This is a genomic window from Paenibacillus sp. FSL M7-0656 (assembly GCF_038003225.1).
GTDB classification, from domain to species: domain Bacteria; phylum Bacillota; class Bacilli; order Paenibacillales; family Paenibacillaceae; genus Paenibacillus; species Paenibacillus amylolyticus.
The window spans coordinates 6080212-6097106 of sequence record NZ_JBBOOT010000001.1 but is presented as its reverse complement, the minus strand read 5'-3'; the positions used below and the strand labels follow the sequence as shown (position 1 = coordinate 6097106).

Genomic DNA, 16895 nt, shown 5'->3' with positions numbered 1-16895 from the left:
CATCTGCCTTCGCCTTCCTATTCTCTAAAATCTTCCGTTTAAATACTGTCTCATATAGCTATCGAACTTATCATCCCAGCTTCGACCATGATGACCCAATTTCTCTATAAATAGCTGGACACCTGCTCGACTGGATTCAGGTACTTTAAGCATGCTTTCTTTATTGCTGCGGCTCCTGCTGTTTCTAAAAGTCGGTGATGTGCTTATCGGACGAATGATTTTCTCAAATCCTTCACGATGATAGAAATAGGCCGCCCCCATCTGACCGTATTCAACCACAACGAAGTTATCGAAGTGTATAAAAGCGATCATGGGATCCTGGACAAGCTCTACGTCCTGCATATAATCAATGAATTTTTTCCAATAGTTCAATCGTTGGTTATCTTGGTCGTTTTCGAATAGAATCTGCAGTTTCTTCTGGATAAGCCAGCGTTTGACTTCTTCAAGAGCACCGGAACTTAGAAATTGCCAATCCGTGACGCGTTCCCTGGGATCTCTCAACCTGGCTACGGCCTGCTGAACAATTGCGACATGAAATTGAGTGTATTTACGTGGCTCAAAATAGTTTTTAATGAGCTGTTTGTATTCGTGCATTGAATAATTCTCTAGCAGTCGAACAATAAAATCGGTTCCATCCCGATTAATCATATGATCTTGCGAGAGTCCTTGCTCCAATATTTTTCGCATCAAAGTCGATTCCAACTTGGATTCTTGTTCAATCTTTAAAGCATGGAATGCGTCTGTCGTATTGGTTCCCATCAGCAGGAGAGCAGAAGTAATCCCCTGTACAACACCAGACTTGTGGTACATCACATTATCCATGTGGTACTGGATCTTATCGTCAAGCAACATAAACCCAAACTGGTCGACTTGATAGATTGAGCGCAAAAGATCCAGCAAGTAAGGTTCTTCATATTGATGCTGGAAGATTACCCATGCGGTCTTTCCTACTTCCACAGAGTAACGCGCTGTTAAAATACGATTAATTTTCTGCCTTGTATCCTGATTTTCATTAGGAAATGGATATTCGCTATAGATCAGCATTAGCACTTCCATTTTCTTCAGTGAGTGCGCCAATTCCTCAACATCTTCCATGGGGGTAGCGCGAATGATCTCTATCAATTTCGGAAGCAACATTCTACTGCGCTGCCGGATAATATCCGCCTGTTTGTTTTTGTATTTCCGTTCCATTTTAATTCTTTCTTCGGTAAGCAGTTGTGGTTTAAACGAGAATTGATAAAAGTATTGATTAATTTCCATCTCTCTCACCTAACCCTTGAAGTTGATCCAATAGTTGATCGTCTTTCAAACGGAATTTGAATTCCACCCGTCTGGACTTATTTGCATCAATTTTCCCATCTTTTTTCAAGATCGGTATACTAAAGGAACGACCATTGGCCGTAATGACTGATTTTAGCTCTTCTTTATATTGGAAATCCGGGAAATTAGGCTGAAATACTTGCTCAACAACAGAAAGTGCGCGATCTTGTGAAAGCTTCAGATTGTAGAGGTATCCGCCAGCGGTATCCGTATGGCCTTCTACGATAATTTGCGATATTTCATCGCGAAAACGGTCGGACAGTAGAATATTGATATACTGCGGAATGAACTGTTCCAAATACGTTCTTCCTTTAGCCGAAACTTGACTGCTATTCGAATCGAAGAATACCCCGCCAGAGAAGCGGATTGCTCCTGTCTGGGGATCGACTTCCAGAGCTAGGTCCGAATCTTTAAATGCTTTGATTAATTCCTGAATAATTTCCGATTTGACACCGATGACTTCCTCAATCATCTGATTTTTTTCATTGATTGCTGCTTCTTTCTCTTCATACGCCGATTGCGTATTATATATGGTAATCATGAGTACGAGGGCAAAAATGACAAGCAACGCCGACATTAGATCGGTATAAGATACCCAAAAACTCTCCTTTTCACCTTCATGCGCTCGTGACATATGCCGCTCATTGCGAAATCCTCTAGCCAAAATGCATCATCACCTTACTCTGAAGTTACCGGATTCATGATCCGTTTGGATTGACGATTAATCTCCAACACCGTTTGCTTCAATGTCTGCATGGCATCAGGCAAATCGATCAAACCTTCCTGAATCGCATCAACGCCACTCGCCAAATGCTGAACTGACTTGGTTAGTTCTTGGTCAAATTGAGTAAACGTGTTTTGAAGACCACGATGCATATCATCTGTAAACTGATTCATGGAAACTTCCAGATGCTTATTCGTCTTGGACATCGATTCGCTTGCTGAAGTCCACACTTGCTGCAAATGTTCAACTCGCTGATCCATGCTTTCCAGTTGTCCAGCTAATTGGTCTTGCACCCTAGTTGATATATTTCCCACTGCTTCACGTTCATGTTGGATTTCTCTCATCAAGGATTGCATATCTTCTTGGATATGAACAAACTCTGTATTATTATTTGTGAATTTATCAAAGATAAGTTCCAGTTCCTGATTCGACCTTTGACTAAGTTCAGCTTGCTGAGATAATGTGACAGCCAATGATTGTTGACTCTGTGTAATGCTGGATATCCGTTGTAAATTCTCTTCTAAACGTTGCTGGAAAGTAACTTGTAATCCTGTTTGGGTCACAATCGAATCTACATTTTCTCTAAGCGTGTTCATATGGTTTTCAAAATAACCATTAAACGTATTGCGTTCTTCCGTCATTTTGTCCAATAGATCTGCTGTAACCTTCTGAAGCTCGCTGTTTTTCTCCGTTGTTTCGTTCAATTCTGATACGGTTTTCTCCAACACTGTCTGATAATCCGTAATCCGTTCTGTATAATTATGAATATGTTCCGTAAGAACGGTGGTCTTGTCCACCATCGCTGACTGTCCCGCAGCCGAATCCTGCATGGATTGCACAAGCGCACCCATTTCCTCATGCACTTTTTTCTGCCATTCCACGGTATTGTTCAATGCTTCTCCGAGATTCTTCATATGATCTCCAGTTAGTTCATTCAATTGAGTAACGAATTGATTAACCATCTGTTGCATACCCTCGGATTGGTTCACTGTCGATGTCTGCATTAAATCTGTCATCATTTTCTCAGTTCGTTCCATCTGAGGTGCGAGTGATTTCTGAATGGAATCTGCCACACCGTTAACCATATTAGGGATAAGTACATCTGACAAAAAAGACTGAAAATCCTGCATCTGCTTCTCTTGCCGTTGGTCCATGCTGAACAATAACGTGCTTTGATCTTGAGTTGGAAATGACTCGTCAAGCTGTTGACGAATACTGCCAAATGCATTGGTGAGCCTTGGATAGAAAATTCCTTTGTCGATTAACTGCCAAATGAGAGACAGCAGAACTCCCGCAATCGATGATGCAAATTTAACTTTCATCCCCGTAAGCAATGAGCTAATTCCGTCTTGCATCGTGCTTGAGTCGCCATTGACATGCACTTGAGATACACCAAATGCAATCCCAACGAAAGTTCCTACAATTCCCATGGAGAGAAAAATACCCGCAACAACTTCTGCAAACTTTCTTTTTCCAAATTTATGTACTAGAGGCTCTTCAAAAAAGAAGTCATATACATCTGGTGTGTAGAGTATGCCTTTCTGTTGATAACTCATATACTTAACATAGAAACTCTTCCATGCGGGGAGTAAATGTCCCTTGATGTACTTATTATCCTGATTTTCCATCCAATCATTGAAGCTATGAAACTTTGCTGTCATTTCAGTAATATTAGATAATTCATCAAGCTTAGCCTTGATGTCAGATTCAGCTTTTTTGCTGTTCCAGTAAGGTATGAGGACAAAAAACAAACATAGTACGAAAATCGAGACCATTAAACCTATGTAACCCCATGCGAATTCTGTAGATGTAAAAAATGTTGCCATAGCTCCTCCTAAAGATATATAGTAGTTAACTAAATTACGGTCTTCACTTGATACTAAATTTAAATACCCAACTCAAAGTATGCTTGTTATACTTCAATATTTTTCTTGCAAAGCAAGATTATCATAATTACCAAGTTCATTATACCTATTTTTTTCCTATAAGAGAAAAAAATTTAGAAATAAATAGTCCAAACGAACCCTTCTCCATATTAACGTGTGTCTATGTTCATTCAACTTTAAGCCTATCGTATAATGAACGTAACAAAAATACATATCATGCAAAACAAAAGGAGAGATTCACCTATGTTGATCAAATTAAACTGGATCACGCTGAGGGTCAGTAATTTGGAAGCTTCGCTCGGGTTCTACCACAACCTGCTCGGACTTCCCATTCATCGCAGATTCGAAAGCCGTGGACGACAGATTGCCATGCTGGGCATGGAAAATGAAGCCAAGCTGGAACTGATTGAGGGCAGTGAATCCATTCTTAAACCAGAGGCCGGCGTGTCGATCGGCTATGAGGTGAACTCGCTGGATGAAGCCATGGAACGATTGGCAGAGCTGAATATTCCGATTGTGCGTGGCCCCATCCAGCCCAATCCGCATCTGCGGTTTATTTACATTACAGATCCAGACGGCTTCGAGGTACAACTCGCAGAGCATGTCTAATTAGGCGAGTGTGAAATGAGTGTGCGTATCACTATGACCAGCTTGGTGTGCATGTGTAAAGCTAAAACTGCATACATGCACACACTAACTCAAAATGGTGTGGTATCGGTAAGCATCATGTCTGTTTACAGCTTCATGCGGCGCATCAGCGGTACACCTACGCGATTCAACAACCGATCAAGCAGTAGCCAGCACCAGCGTCTGCCCCATGGAAGGTGGCGCTCATACACAGCCGAATATTCAAAATCCGCCACAGCACCGCGATTGCGCTTGAACTGCGCAGCCCCGGCGCTCTCATGTAACAGATGGCCGTTCTCGCGAGCCTGTCCGATCAGACAAGCTGATAACATGCGGTATAGTCCGACGGATTGGGGCACCGCTGTGTCGTAACCAAACAGCGGCGTTGTCATGATTCCATTTCGGCAGAAATAACCCATCACCGCGTCCAGGCACCCTTCCTTCCGCAGTCCGTAGAGTCTGAGTGTTCCTGATGCCATCGCAGCAGCAATGAACCGCTCAGTGAATTGCGGATTGTGATAGGAGTATTTTTCAAGATATAACAGCTTGTACAGCTCAACGATTCGCAGAATATCTGCATCTGGCATATCTGCTACGGATACGAATTCGTATCCATGCTTGGCCAATAATTCGTAATCCCGCTTCAGCAACCAGCGCGACTTCGAGTTGCCAAAATTCGGATCATGCGCATGGTACAGGTAGATTTGTCGGCTCGGAATCAATCGACACCCCGCTTCTGGTAGCCTCGCCGTCAGATCGGGATGAAGTCCCGGACACAAGGAGCGAAACACAATGACATGTTCAGGGTACCGCTCTTGTACCACTGCAAGCAAACAAGCTGCCTGATCACCAGACATGGCTGGATACAGATTGGTGGACAACAACCAGTTGTTCACATGCACAACTTTGTTGATCTGCGATTGCTTCATTCCCCAACCTATTAGACTGAGCAGCACAGAAAGACCTTTTTCCAACACTGGCTTCTGCAACATGGTCAGTTCCTGCTTGGCGTAACTCACATAGTGCGTATATGGCGAACAAACGTAAGCATTATCATACTCTGTATCATTCACCGTCAGCGGAATAACGAGATCATCAATCCGGGCGAGCAACAATGTCGTTTCCACGTTGGACATAAAGCTTTGGGTCCCGTCCAGCATCATAGGTTCCAGATAGACTCTGGCATATCTGCCATCCTCCGTATCGGGCCAGTCCATGTCTTTGAACGATTGCTGATCATAAAAACGTATGCGTGCAGCCCTATTATCATTCCTAACCTCATATGTACTGTCATCACAGTCCAATCTATCTTTCATTCCTTTATCCTTCAACCTTCTACTCCCCCATGAGGTTACATCTTCTTTTAACTACCATTTACAGTTTCAGTTCTACGCTCTTCATACTCTACACATCACTGTATAGGAAAAAAATGTCGGCATCAAGCTGTATTCCTGATGAAAAAAGCCCGTCTAGTACGCTAAATACGTACCGACAGGCCCTCAACTATTAATATTAAAGTTTATTCTCAACGGAAGAAGCCTGATGATCCGAGACTAACTCATTCAGGTCCACAATCAGTTGCTCCAATTCTCCAAAGCTCTCCACCATCTTCTGTGTCAGGTTACGTTGTTCTTCCATGCTCGCCAGAATCTCTTCTGTCGCTGCACTGGATTGCTCAGTCACACTCGAAATCTCGGAAACTTCATTCACAACTCTGGTGGACGATTCCTTCATTGTAGCCGAACTAGTCTCGATATCTGTCGCTTGATTCAGCACATGCTGAGAGTTGCTGTTGATCGTACGGAATACTTCCTCTGCTGTATGGACGCTATCTCTTCCTTGTTGTAACGATAGACGAATACGTTCGAATCGATCTGTCAGTGCCTGCGTCTGTCCTTTTAATCGAGACAGGATGGTTCCGATATCACTTGCGGACTGACCCGAGTTCTCTGCCAACTTTCGAACTTCCTCTGATACAACAGCAAACCCGCGTCCATGCTCACCCGCACGAGCGGCTTCAATGGCTGCATTAAGCGCGAGCAGGTTGGTCTGACTCGCAATATCCGCTATGCTGTTCAGCATAAGCGTCATGGATTCACTTTCATCGTTGAACTTTCGCATGTCATTTGCAGTTGTATCGATTATCTCATATAGATCTTGCATCTGGATGTTCAGCTGGTCCATCTGTGTGCTTCCTGTTTGCGTGCTCGTTGCCATACTTGCGGACAAGTCTTTCATCTGCTGGGAATACGAAGCAACGTCCTTGATATGCTGATCCGACACAGATAAGGATTCCGAGATCTCAGCTACACTGGTCGCTTGGAACTCAACACCTTTTGCAACCTCACTGAACCCAAGCGTCACTTCATTGGTGATAGAGCCAGTCGCATTCACTTTTTGCTTCAATTGATCTGTATAACGTGATAGACCTTCGACCGATTCCTTCACACGCTCCAGCATGGTTTCCACTCTTTGCTTAGAATGCTCCACCTCATTCTGGCGTACTTCACTTTCATGGAAGAGCCTTTGATTCAGCTGGGAGACCAGCATCAGAATGGCCCCCGTAAGAGCGAATAGTCCCACATTAACGATATTACCTATTAGCTCAACAGAGTCAACGGTATTCATAACAAATAATTGAAGAACACTGTTGACTAGTAATACCGAAAATCCAACCACAAAAAATTTCTTGTTAGGAAATAACAGTAGAACTGCGGTTATGACCAAACTTAACGCAAAATTGACCGTTCCCCAACCGACATAGACTCCACATATTGTAAGTAATACAGTAATCAGCCATGGAATGAGATGAATATGTTTCTTTTTCGCATTAGCGTATGTAATCCAAACTACAAAGATCAGAGCTACTCCATTGGACACAAGTAACTTCGGCATCGTAAAGGCCAGCCCCATACCAATGGCAATAATAATCCACAAAATGATACCGATTAATTTGTTCCTTTTCCAAATAATTTCGTCCATACGATCCATGCATACCCCGTCCTTTTATGTAGGTTAAATGTAAGTTGTAGGGCCTTTCTGTACTACATCTAGTAGTCTTTGGTCCTGCTTATGTGCAAATCGCAAATACGCAGCGCCTTAGCATAGTACATATTAACTTCATAAGTATGAAACCAGCGCTACTTTATGTATATCGGTATTCAACATTTAAAATGAATATGAAATGTAAAATGATATGTAAGCATATCATTTTACAAACAAAAAAAGGTCTGTCTTATGCGTTGTGACGCACAAGACAGGCCTTTTTGGTCATGAATCGATGTGTAGCAGCTCTTACTTTCCGAATACAAGTGTCGTATTGGAGGAGCCTGCATACTTGGTGACGAACTCACGCGCGTAGCTGGCACTTTCTACCTGATAACTGTAATTGGAGCTTGGTCTCCAGTTCGTTTTAGGAGAAGTCGGACTATTAAGCGCTGGTGTACTGCCCGTATCCGTAAACTCACCTTTTCCTTTGTCATCCAGGATGCCACCCTTTTCAGCGCCAGCACCAAAGTAATTGTTTTCGGAATAAATCCGTGCTTTTTCACCAATTGTGATGGCCTGATTAAAGTTGTTTGCATAGTTGTTTTTGAGATGGAAGTAACCATATCTTAAAAGTCCAGGACCACGTACATATAAATTTTCAAAATAATTGTTGGACATCGTCACATGAGGTACTCCATTGTAACTGCTGTTACCATCATTCGGATGACCGAGGATGACGCCATACTTATGGTTCGCAAATTTGGAATTGCTAATCGTAATATAGTCGGCGCGATCGCCAATATACAGAAGTTTGTCCAGATCACTACCGCCAGAGCTGTAGCTGTGACCAGCAAACGTCACATGATCAATCCAGTAATTGGAGCCTGAAGTGATATACATCTGGATATCATCATTGGCATTAATATTGGAAGCGTGTTCAAAAGTCAGATTCTGAAAAATCACATTGCTTGAACTGCTTGTGGATCTGAAATGAATATTCGTTAATGTATGTTTGCCAAAGGAACCTACAAGTGTCTTGTTCGCTCCAAATTCAACCTTTTGCAGCGTGGAGGAAGAAATATTCTGTTCGACGACGACAATCTTGGCTGTAGAGCCCGCCATATGTGTTCTCAAGTCATTGAGATTACTAACGTAAACCACCTGACCGTTCTTGCCACCTGTCGTAGCTGACTTGGATACACCATTTTCATTCTTGGCACTGCCTGCAAAACCAGTCAACCCGTTCGTACCTGTGTTCGGATAACTGGCCGCACCATATGTAGACGGGGCTGTGGAGACAGTTAACAACAATAGAGTTACAGCGAGTAAAAGCATCGAAAATTTCTTCAAAATTTCACCATCCTTTATAATATTATCCTCAAAGACAACTCGATTATATCGTGTAACTTTGGCTGTGACAATACAAAAATTGCAAAAAGACAACAATTATCATTTTTATGCAACAGCAGATCAGATATAGTGAAAAAACATAAAACCAGGCCATTCGTTCACACAAAATAGAGCCGCTAATTAGCGGCTCTATTAACGAGTACTATGTGATACAACTTGGAACTGGTCTGCCCTCGGATCAGTTCCTAAAGCCTCTGACGAAAACTTATTCGCTTGCGGATAATAATATGTCACGACTTCTGATAGTTGCGGCGGAAGGCGCCAGGTGTGATTCGTTCCAGCTTCTTGAAGATGGCTCCATAATAGCTGGTCGATTCGAAACCGACTTGACGAGCGATATCCTCCATCCCGCGTTGCACATTATCGAGCAGCAGTTCCTTGCTTTTGTTGACTCTTACCTGATTAACATAGCTGATGGGACGAATACCTGTCGTTTTCTTAAACAAATGACAGAAATATTCTGGTGTGACACAGATCAATCCAGCCAGCGTTGGCAAAGTGATCTCTTCAGCATAATGCTGTTCAATATAGTCCAGAACCGGTTTTAATCGCTCATACTGCTGCCCGACCGTATCGCTGCCCTCAACAGATACGCGTTGAATAATCTCTGTCAATAAGGTATAGAGGACAGCGGAGCAGGCGTAATTGCTTAATGTCTGCTCTTGTGGTGTTAAGGCAGCTTGCAGCAACTCCCGCATTCGGGATAGAAGGTATTCAGGTTGTGCAAGCGTGTATACGCATGTGTCGACAATGCCAACGGTTTCAAACAAGCTTGCTGACCCGTTGCCATCGAAAATGATCCAGTCGACTTCCCAACTGTCGGATAGCGCATAGTATTCGTGCTTCTGTCCAGGGAATAACAGCATGCCCATACCTGGCTTGACGATATGTTCCGTTTCACTGAGCTTGAGCTTACCCACACCGCTGCGGCATTGTATCCACTGATAATCCTCAATGCCTTGGTCTCGGCGTATATGCTCCTGTTCATGATGCAGGCCGATGCCAAGTAAATAAAAAGGGAGCAGCTTGTCTCGGGAAGATAACACCGGAAAATTACGATTGGGATGAGGCATACGGCTAACTCTCCTAATCTTAATATTGTTATATCATATTAATTATTTAAGATATTCACTCGAATTAATATAACATATAATCGCAATATATTGATAAATAAAGGAGATCACAGGATGACAATTAAGATCGGAATTGATTATTATCCAGAGCAATGGACCCCGGAGTTATGGGAGAAAGATGCCATACTTATGCAACAGACAGGGGTTGCAGTTGTGCGAATGGCGGAGTTCGCCTGGAGCCGAATGGAACCGACTGAGGGTAATTATCAGTTTGAATGGCTGGATGCGGCCATAGAAGTATTCGCTTCGCGTGGTATGGAAATTGTGTTATGCACTCCCACCAATACCCCGCCAAACTGGATGACAACCCGTTATCCGGATGTGCTACCCATGGATGAACAACGCCACATCATTCGGCCAGGTGTGCGTGGACATCGTTGCAACAACAGCCCTTCCTTGAGAATGCTGGGCTCTAAATTTGTGGAAGCGATATCACAGCGCTACGGTAAGCATCTCGCCGTTATTGGCTGGCAAATCGATAACGAGATGCACTACCAGGAATGCCATTGTGATACATGTAATCGTTCGTTTGTCGCTTGGCTGCAAAAGCGTTATTCCAATCTGGAGGAGTTGAACCGGGAGTGGGGTACGGTCGTCTGGAGTGGTGAGTACAGCAGCTGGGCTGAGGTAACAACGCCACTCGGTGCCAGCAAACCGATGAATCCTTCCTATCTTCTGGAGTACAAGCGATTTTGTTCTGACAGCGTAGGCTATCTGCTGGGATGGCAGCTTGAGATTTTACGCCGTAACTGTCCAGGCCAATTTGTGACGCATAACATGTGGCAATATCCGAATAGCCTGGACTATTATGATATGCACAACGAATTGGACTTCGTCTCTGTTGATTATTATCCGAATGAGCTGTATCGCGATTATGGCGATCGGTTTCCGAGGAACGGAGCGCTTACGCTGGACTTGGTTCGCGGCATCAAACGCCGGAATTTCTGGGTAATGGAACAACTCAGCGGGGCACAGGGCGCCTGGATGCCGATTCAGCGCACGCCCTATCCTGGACTGATCCGAGCTCGCTCCTGGCAGACAATCGCTCGCGGTGCGGATATGGTTGTCCATTTCCGCTGGCGGAGTGCTACCGTCGGAGCGGAACAGTTCTGGCATGGGCTGATCGACCACAGCAATGTTCCTGGACGCAGGTTCAGGGAGTTCGCGGAGCTTACTCGCGAGGTGAACCAGTTAGGAGAACTCTTGGCCGACTCAACCATTGTTACCCAGGTTGCTATTCTGCATTCGCATGATCAGCACACAGCGCTCTCCCTTCAGCCGCAGGCGGAAGGGGGAATGCACTACTTAGACAACTTGTCCTCTATGCATAATGCATTTCTGAAAATGGGCGTCGGTACAGACGTTATCAACTGGACTGAGGAGCTCGATGGGTACAAGCTGGTCATTGTCCCTTCCCTCTTCCTGTTAAGTGAAGAAGTAGCACAGCGGCTGGAGCGATTCGCAGCCAAGGGTGGTACGGTTGTCCTTACCAATCGGACTGGCGTGAAGAACATGAGGAATGTATGTGAGATGTTGCCTCTGCCGGGGCTACTGGGTGAAGCGGCGGGTGTTGTCGTAAGTGAATATGATGCCATCGGCAACAGTGAGCATCGGATACGGAACGCGGAGGGCAAGACTTTCGCTGCGAAGCAATGGTGTGATCTACTGGAACTGCGAGGTGCAGAGCCGATCGCCTGGTTTGACAACGACTTTTACGAGGGTGTACCGGCGGTTACTATCAATAAGTTTGGTGAAGGTGAAGTGTATTATGTCGGCACTTGGCCGGAGCCATCGTATTTCTATCAGTTGTTTGAAGGCATATTGAAGGAAAAGGATTTGGCGGCCAAAATCCAGTTGCCGGAAGGTGTCGAGCTGTCGATTCGAACGAAGGGGGAGCAAAACTTCCTGTTTCTGATCAATTTGACGAATGAGCAACGAGAGATTACGCTGGACGTTCCTTATCGCAGCTTGTTGACCAGCGAGAGGTTGGATCAGAAGTTGACCCTTCCAGCTCTGGGAGTAGATATTTTAACTGTATAAGATCAGCCGTTTTCATATTTAAAAAGGGATGTCTCACAAGGCTTACGACCTTGAGGGACATCCCTTCTCTGCTTTCACTAACATCCACCTAATCTGAATAAGAGTATTGCCAGTTAGTTCATCTTATTTGATTTTGATTTCCAGTTCATCATTCTTGGCTTCCTGCAAATCATCATAGACCTTATCTGGTTTACCACTAAGTTTTAACACCATGGACTCCGGATGGTCCAACAGATTGCTACTGAAAGAATACATCATTCCATCTTCCGATCCGCTTCCACCTACCATGGATAACTTGGTCTGCTTCCCATTACGGGAGGTCGAAATGATCTCGATAGGCCGAACAATCTCGTTGAGCGACAACTTCGTTTTGTAATCAATTTCTTGATCAGGTGCACGGACAAATTTGACCCGAGTTACCAACGGAGACACCTCCACCTCCGACAAAAAGATCTCATACCCTCCAAGAGTAAAAGTCCGATTAACGTTAATGACTTCCGTTTTGGGGATAGAAAACTTGGGATCCAGAGGGAAAGAAACATTCATTTTTTTGGAAAATTGATATTTTCGTTCTTTCTCCCCCTTGTCTGTATAATCCCCCACATCTGGCACAACTGAAGACAACTGGAACTGAAGATTCACTTGCTCAGGTAGCAGTTTATTTCGACTTCGCTCAATTGTATTCCGTCCATAAATGGTATACTTATCCTTCGAAAAATGCACACCTCCTGCACTTCCATTGTCAAGCAAGTACCCTGTGGAAGCATCCGTCATCTTCATATCAACAGTCGAATACATCTCTTGCGAAGCATCCGTCTTGGCGGTATACAATACGGTTATCCTGTTCTCATCTGCCATAACCGCATTCACGGTAAACTGATATATGCCCGATGTAACCGTCCGATCCACAAGTTGCACATAACCATGATTGAGCGTTGAAGTAATCGTAGCACGGTCCATATCCGAAGTTAGCAGGCCACGAAAGGGCTCTAGCACTCCCCAATGGGTTACAGGCTCAGTATATGTTGCCTGCTCTTGACCATAACTCCCAAGCGGACCTAAGAGAAACCAACCCGCGGCCAGGGCCGTGACCAGCACTGCCGTAATCCATTTGATATGAACGGTCCTACCTGATCGTTTTGTTCTGCCCTTCGCGAGACCACGTTGAATCGCAACAGTCGTATCCGCCGGATTCCATTGCTGTTTCTCTCTTTTTACCTGATATGCATCTGCAAGAAGTGCTTTCTCCTCCGGGTTAGTGGTCATGCCAATCCCTCCTATTCCTCATCAACTTGCGCAACTGCTGGAGTCCCTTGTGCTGCCAGGTCTTGATCGTCCCTTCCGGTTTGCCGAGGATGGAGGCAATATCCGTCAGTGTCATGTCGTTATAATATTTCAGCAATAATACATGGCGATATTTCGGTTTCACCTTTTGCAAAAGAGATTCCATAGCGATTCGATTATCGTCAACGCTAATCATCCAAGACGCCGGAATGCTGTCCTCCATATCCTCCTTCGCCAGAGGTGTTGCCCGCTTGCGGCGCCTCTGTTCATCGATGCAGACATAGATGAGGATCCGAATGATCCACGACTTGAACGCCTTCTCATTATTCAGCGTACGACGTTTGATCCAAGCCCGGCACGTCATCTCCTGTACCGCTTCCAGCGCATCTTGCTGGTTACGCAGATAACTGTATGCAATGGAAATGAGCGTATCTTGATGTTCCATAATGGATTGCACAAATGCCGTCTCGTCTTCGGTCTGTACATAGATCCTCTGGTTCATCTCTGCTTTTGTTTCCACCCCGCATCCCTCCTTCTCTCTCTTTCTGTGGTATAAGACGGGTGAGTGAAGCAAACGGTTTTTAATATTTGTTCATCAAAAAAAGCTCCGCCATCATCATGAGGGAGCTTGATTACATAACAATTCGGCCGCCGATATACTGAATTACGTACACAAATGAACAATCCAAGATCAACTAACTTACAAATTGCCGGTGACTTCGATCCCGTCGGCCAATTGCAGATGATTTCTCACCCAAGTGGTGAACCGATTCAAAAAAATCCGTAATTCTGGCTCTGCAACCACCTGTTGATCCAGCTCTGATAAAATCCCCACCCACACTTCCTTCGTAATGGGATTGTCCCAGCAAGGATCAAGTGCCTTCATCTCTTCTCCAGTTCGTGGGTCAGTTAAGGGAAATACACGATCCAATGCAGGACGAATATAGTCAAAGTCTTCATTATATATGAACAGCATATCTTCCATCTCTACTTCAACCGAGTCTTCTATGTATAAAGGGGATAAAACAAAACCCAGATTTCGCTGTGGACCTTGATATTGATATATGAGCGCAGGAATTGTTCTCTTTGATTTTTTAGCCATATATGTTCCTCCTGTTTCAGGCAAATCTTCTACCGATCAGAGTTCAAACCAGATTAAACCACCATCAACCCGCCTGGTTTCTTGCTCCATCTGATGCATCCAGCTCCGCGCCTCTTCACCCCAGATATGAAACAAACAGTAGATATACGAATCCCCATCCACAATCTCTTCTAACCCGGAAGCCTTTTCTATCCACACTTCAAGGGCTCTAGGCCAGGAAGGATCTTCACGTTTCAATACAAAGCCGTTGGCTTGGTGTTCCAAACTATACACTTCGGTAAATTTTAATGAACTTGCCAAACGCTTCACGACTTCAGGTAAAATCGCAGGCTCCGTTGTTCTAATCCCATATTCCCAGCCCATATGTACAACCTCCTTCAGACTTCATTCGCTCCAGATTGTTGCTTTTGTTCATGCATTTGATGGATCGAACGATTCAACCACAACTCGTACCAGTCCAGAAAATGTAATCGATTCGTATTGCCCCAATACTGATCAGGATAGATTCCATTGCGGCTAGCCCGGTCATCAACCCAGATCTCTCCGTAGGAGGCTCCCTTAACAATCAGATTCATGGAGATGCCACAGCCAAAATCACTGATGCGCAGCATGCCTGCCGACCATTTTGGATCAAAATATTCATGTTCCAGCGCTTCCCATTCCTCTTCTTCCTTGCTATCATCGAACCAGTCATAGTTCCAGTTCCATGCTTCCGTGAATTGGAAAGGGTCCGAGATCGCATTCAGCTCATCATTATAACCCAGCACAGCGTATACGCCGTCATCCGGGTTTTCCAGACCATAATAAGGTCCTGTACCACCCGTTCCCATATGAAGAAGCCATACCTTATAGTCCTCCGGCAACTCAATTCGCCATTTCTGTTCGAATTGCGTAATATCCTTCTGGGTCCACACAGACGCCATTTCATATTCATGGTTTTCTGCACCAAACAGCTCCAGATCCGGGTCCAGACTTCGGAGAGTGATCAACTTTTCACGCATACGCTCCAGTTGCACTTTGTACATGGCTTCCCTACCTCCCTTCTTTACTCTGTTACGTTTGTTCGACGGCGTACCCGCGTTGTTGCAACTCACCCAGTGTGGCTGCCACATCTCGCTCAGGACACAACTGCTTAATCAGTCTGGCGGTCACCGGTTTTCCTTCATATACTTCAGCTACGGCTTCCAACGGCAGATCCGGCAAGTCATAGTACCCTTTGGCCCAATCAACGTAATCTACCGGGTTCTTCTCCAAATATCCCAGTAAAAATTCTGCGCCACCTCTGGCGTCCGCTTTGTCTTCCTTGGCCATCGCCATCTGAATCCAGTTACCAACCTTCCATGGCAAGTCGTTCCCTTCCTGCCATAGGCAAAAGGTCACATCCTCCATATCCAACGTTTCCTCATGATCTCGCAGTACAGCCATCAAGACCTCTGGTACCTCATCGTACATGCCCGGATAGATTTCGCCGTCCTCACGAGCATGTGGGCTCAAGGGTGACTCATGATCGAATCCTTTGATCAACGTACCTGAGTTCGTAAACAATACATGCAGATGATCACCTGCGCCGTTATTGATACTTCCCCATGCCACACCTGGCTGAAGTTCAGCTTCATAATGATGTACGCGTAACCATTTTTCCTCCGAAAAGATGATATCCAAAGCAGCGAGCATTCTCATTTGTTTACGCAGGGCATCTGCATTCATCATCGTTATCTCGTTCCAATCCTGCATATGAATCCCTCCTGTTCGTATATGTACACTATATCCGGATTAATTCATCCAGCGTGTTATTTCCCCGAATACTTGGTGTCATGACAATGGTGATCCGACTGGCTTCTCTGGAGACGATACACGCATAATTTCCGGGTTTTAACTGAAACAGAACCCCTTCACACGTCTCATCCGGCTCCAATTCACCGCCAGTGACATCATCCGCCGCTCCCAGATAGACGTGCCCAGACGGAACTTGCAGATGATACACCTTTTCCCGTTCCGCTGCGTGATCTGGATCTGAATCCTCCTCTACATCCTCCAGGCTCCATTCCACCTCATACACTCCATCCGCACCCAGATTCAAGAACAGACAATGACCTGCATTCACCTCAGCCAGCTCATCCACTGGAATGGACCACCAGTCCGAAGTATCCTCAAGCCGATGTTTTAACGCTGCCAGATCATACAGGCACAATGTTGCCGTATCTGTAACCATTTGAAATGTTCCTCTCATATTCACCCGTCCCTTCTGTCTGATCCAAGTCTGACCTCAGAAATATATTCCATCATTATATCAAGCCTGATACACGTGTAAAAGGAACCCACGGACCATCTCTGCTTGCGCAACTCTTCATTTCTCGCTCCAAATGGTCGATATAAGCATA

The 16895-nt window shown here is 44.8% G+C and carries 16 protein-coding genes; 2 read left to right on the top strand and 14 right to left on the bottom strand.

From position 1 onward, the window contains the following. Positions 1-24 precede the first annotated feature (24 nt). Genes MHI01_RS26785 through MHI01_RS26775 form a run of 3 tightly spaced genes read right to left on the bottom strand, consistent with a single transcriptional unit; the run spans position 25 to position 3600 of the window. Positions 25-1260 carry a hypothetical protein gene (locus MHI01_RS26785; RefSeq protein WP_340984532.1) on the bottom strand — a complete coding sequence of 412 codons (1236 nt, stop codon included), beginning with the start codon at positions 1258-1260 and terminating at the stop codon, positions 25-27. Further along, positions 1250-1984, bottom strand: a complete 735-nt coding sequence (locus MHI01_RS26780; protein WP_264928297.1) for an OmpA/MotB family protein — start codon at positions 1982-1984, stop codon at positions 1250-1252. The genes MHI01_RS26785 and MHI01_RS26780 overlap by 11 nt, the downstream gene beginning before the upstream one ends. A 14-nt stretch (positions 1985-1998) precedes the next feature. Continuing rightward, entirely contained in the window at positions 1999-3600 is a 1602-nt protein-coding gene (locus MHI01_RS26775; protein WP_340984531.1) for a hypothetical protein, read from the bottom strand. A gap of 573 nt (positions 3601-4173) precedes the next feature. Between MHI01_RS26775 and MHI01_RS26770 the strand changes: the two genes are divergently transcribed. Further along, a complete protein-coding gene (locus tag MHI01_RS26770; RefSeq protein ID WP_340984530.1) occupies positions 4174-4539 on the top strand; it encodes a VOC family protein in 366 nt (121 codons plus the stop codon). 125 nt (positions 4540-4664) lie between these two features. On the opposite strand, the gene MHI01_RS26765 is transcribed toward MHI01_RS26770, so the two are convergent. The 4 genes from MHI01_RS26765 to MHI01_RS26750 form a co-directional block, all read right to left on the bottom strand. Then, positions 4665-5873 (bottom strand): GNAT family N-acetyltransferase, encoded by a 1209-nt coding sequence (locus MHI01_RS26765; RefSeq protein ID WP_340984529.1) that lies wholly within the window; start codon positions 5871-5873, stop codon positions 4665-4667. 196 nt (positions 5874-6069) lie between these two features. Then, positions 6070-7548, bottom strand: coding sequence for a methyl-accepting chemotaxis protein (locus tag MHI01_RS26760; RefSeq protein WP_340984528.1), 1479 nt, complete (start codon positions 7546-7548; stop codon positions 6070-6072). A 303-nt stretch (positions 7549-7851) separates the two neighbouring features. Next, positions 7852-8895 (bottom strand): pectate lyase family protein, encoded by a 1044-nt coding sequence (locus tag MHI01_RS26755; RefSeq protein WP_036617386.1) that lies wholly within the window; start codon positions 8893-8895, stop codon positions 7852-7854. Positions 8896-9185: 290 nt separating this feature from the next. After that, positions 9186-10028 (bottom strand): AraC family transcriptional regulator, encoded by an 843-nt coding sequence (locus MHI01_RS26750; protein WP_340984527.1) that lies wholly within the window; start codon positions 10026-10028, stop codon positions 9186-9188. Between the two features lie 114 nt (positions 10029-10142). On the opposite strand from MHI01_RS26750, the gene MHI01_RS26745 reads away from it, so the two are divergent. Next, entirely contained in the window at positions 10143-12128 is a 1986-nt protein-coding gene (locus tag MHI01_RS26745; RefSeq protein ID WP_340984525.1) for a beta-galactosidase, read from the top strand. A gap of 123 nt (positions 12129-12251) precedes the next feature. Here MHI01_RS26745 and MHI01_RS26740 read toward each other — a convergent pair whose 3' ends face one another. The 7 genes from MHI01_RS26740 to MHI01_RS26710 form a co-directional block, all read right to left on the bottom strand. Beyond that, entirely contained in the window at positions 12252-13394 is a 1143-nt protein-coding gene (locus tag MHI01_RS26740) for a DUF4179 domain-containing protein (RefSeq protein ID WP_340984524.1), read from the bottom strand. Then, a complete protein-coding gene (locus MHI01_RS26735) occupies positions 13384-13932 on the bottom strand; it encodes a sigma-70 family RNA polymerase sigma factor (RefSeq protein ID WP_307720268.1) in 549 nt (182 codons plus the stop codon). Before MHI01_RS26735 ends, MHI01_RS26740 begins: the two co-directional genes overlap by 11 nt. Positions 13933-14112: 180 nt before the next feature. Beyond that, the gene (locus tag MHI01_RS26730) at positions 14113-14514 is read right to left on the bottom strand and encodes a hypothetical protein (RefSeq protein WP_340984523.1); all 402 of its coding nucleotides are present in this window, start codon (positions 14512-14514) and stop codon (positions 14113-14115) included. 36 nt (positions 14515-14550) lie between these two features. Then, a complete protein-coding gene (locus MHI01_RS26725) occupies positions 14551-14877 on the bottom strand; it encodes a hypothetical protein (protein WP_076318774.1) in 327 nt (108 codons plus the stop codon). Positions 14878-14891: 14 nt separating this feature from the next. After that, positions 14892-15539, bottom strand: a complete 648-nt coding sequence (locus MHI01_RS26720) for an SMI1/KNR4 family protein (protein ID WP_340984522.1) — start codon at positions 15537-15539, stop codon at positions 14892-14894. Between the two features lie 28 nt (positions 15540-15567). Further along, positions 15568-16248: a hypothetical protein gene (locus MHI01_RS26715; protein ID WP_340984521.1), complete on the bottom strand. Its 681-nt coding sequence runs from the start codon at positions 16246-16248 to the stop codon at positions 15568-15570. Positions 16249-16276: 28 nt separating this feature from the next. Next, the gene (locus MHI01_RS26710) at positions 16277-16744 is read right to left on the bottom strand and encodes a DUF6386 family protein (protein ID WP_340984520.1); all 468 of its coding nucleotides are present in this window, start codon (positions 16742-16744) and stop codon (positions 16277-16279) included. Positions 16745-16895: the final 151 nt, after the last annotated feature.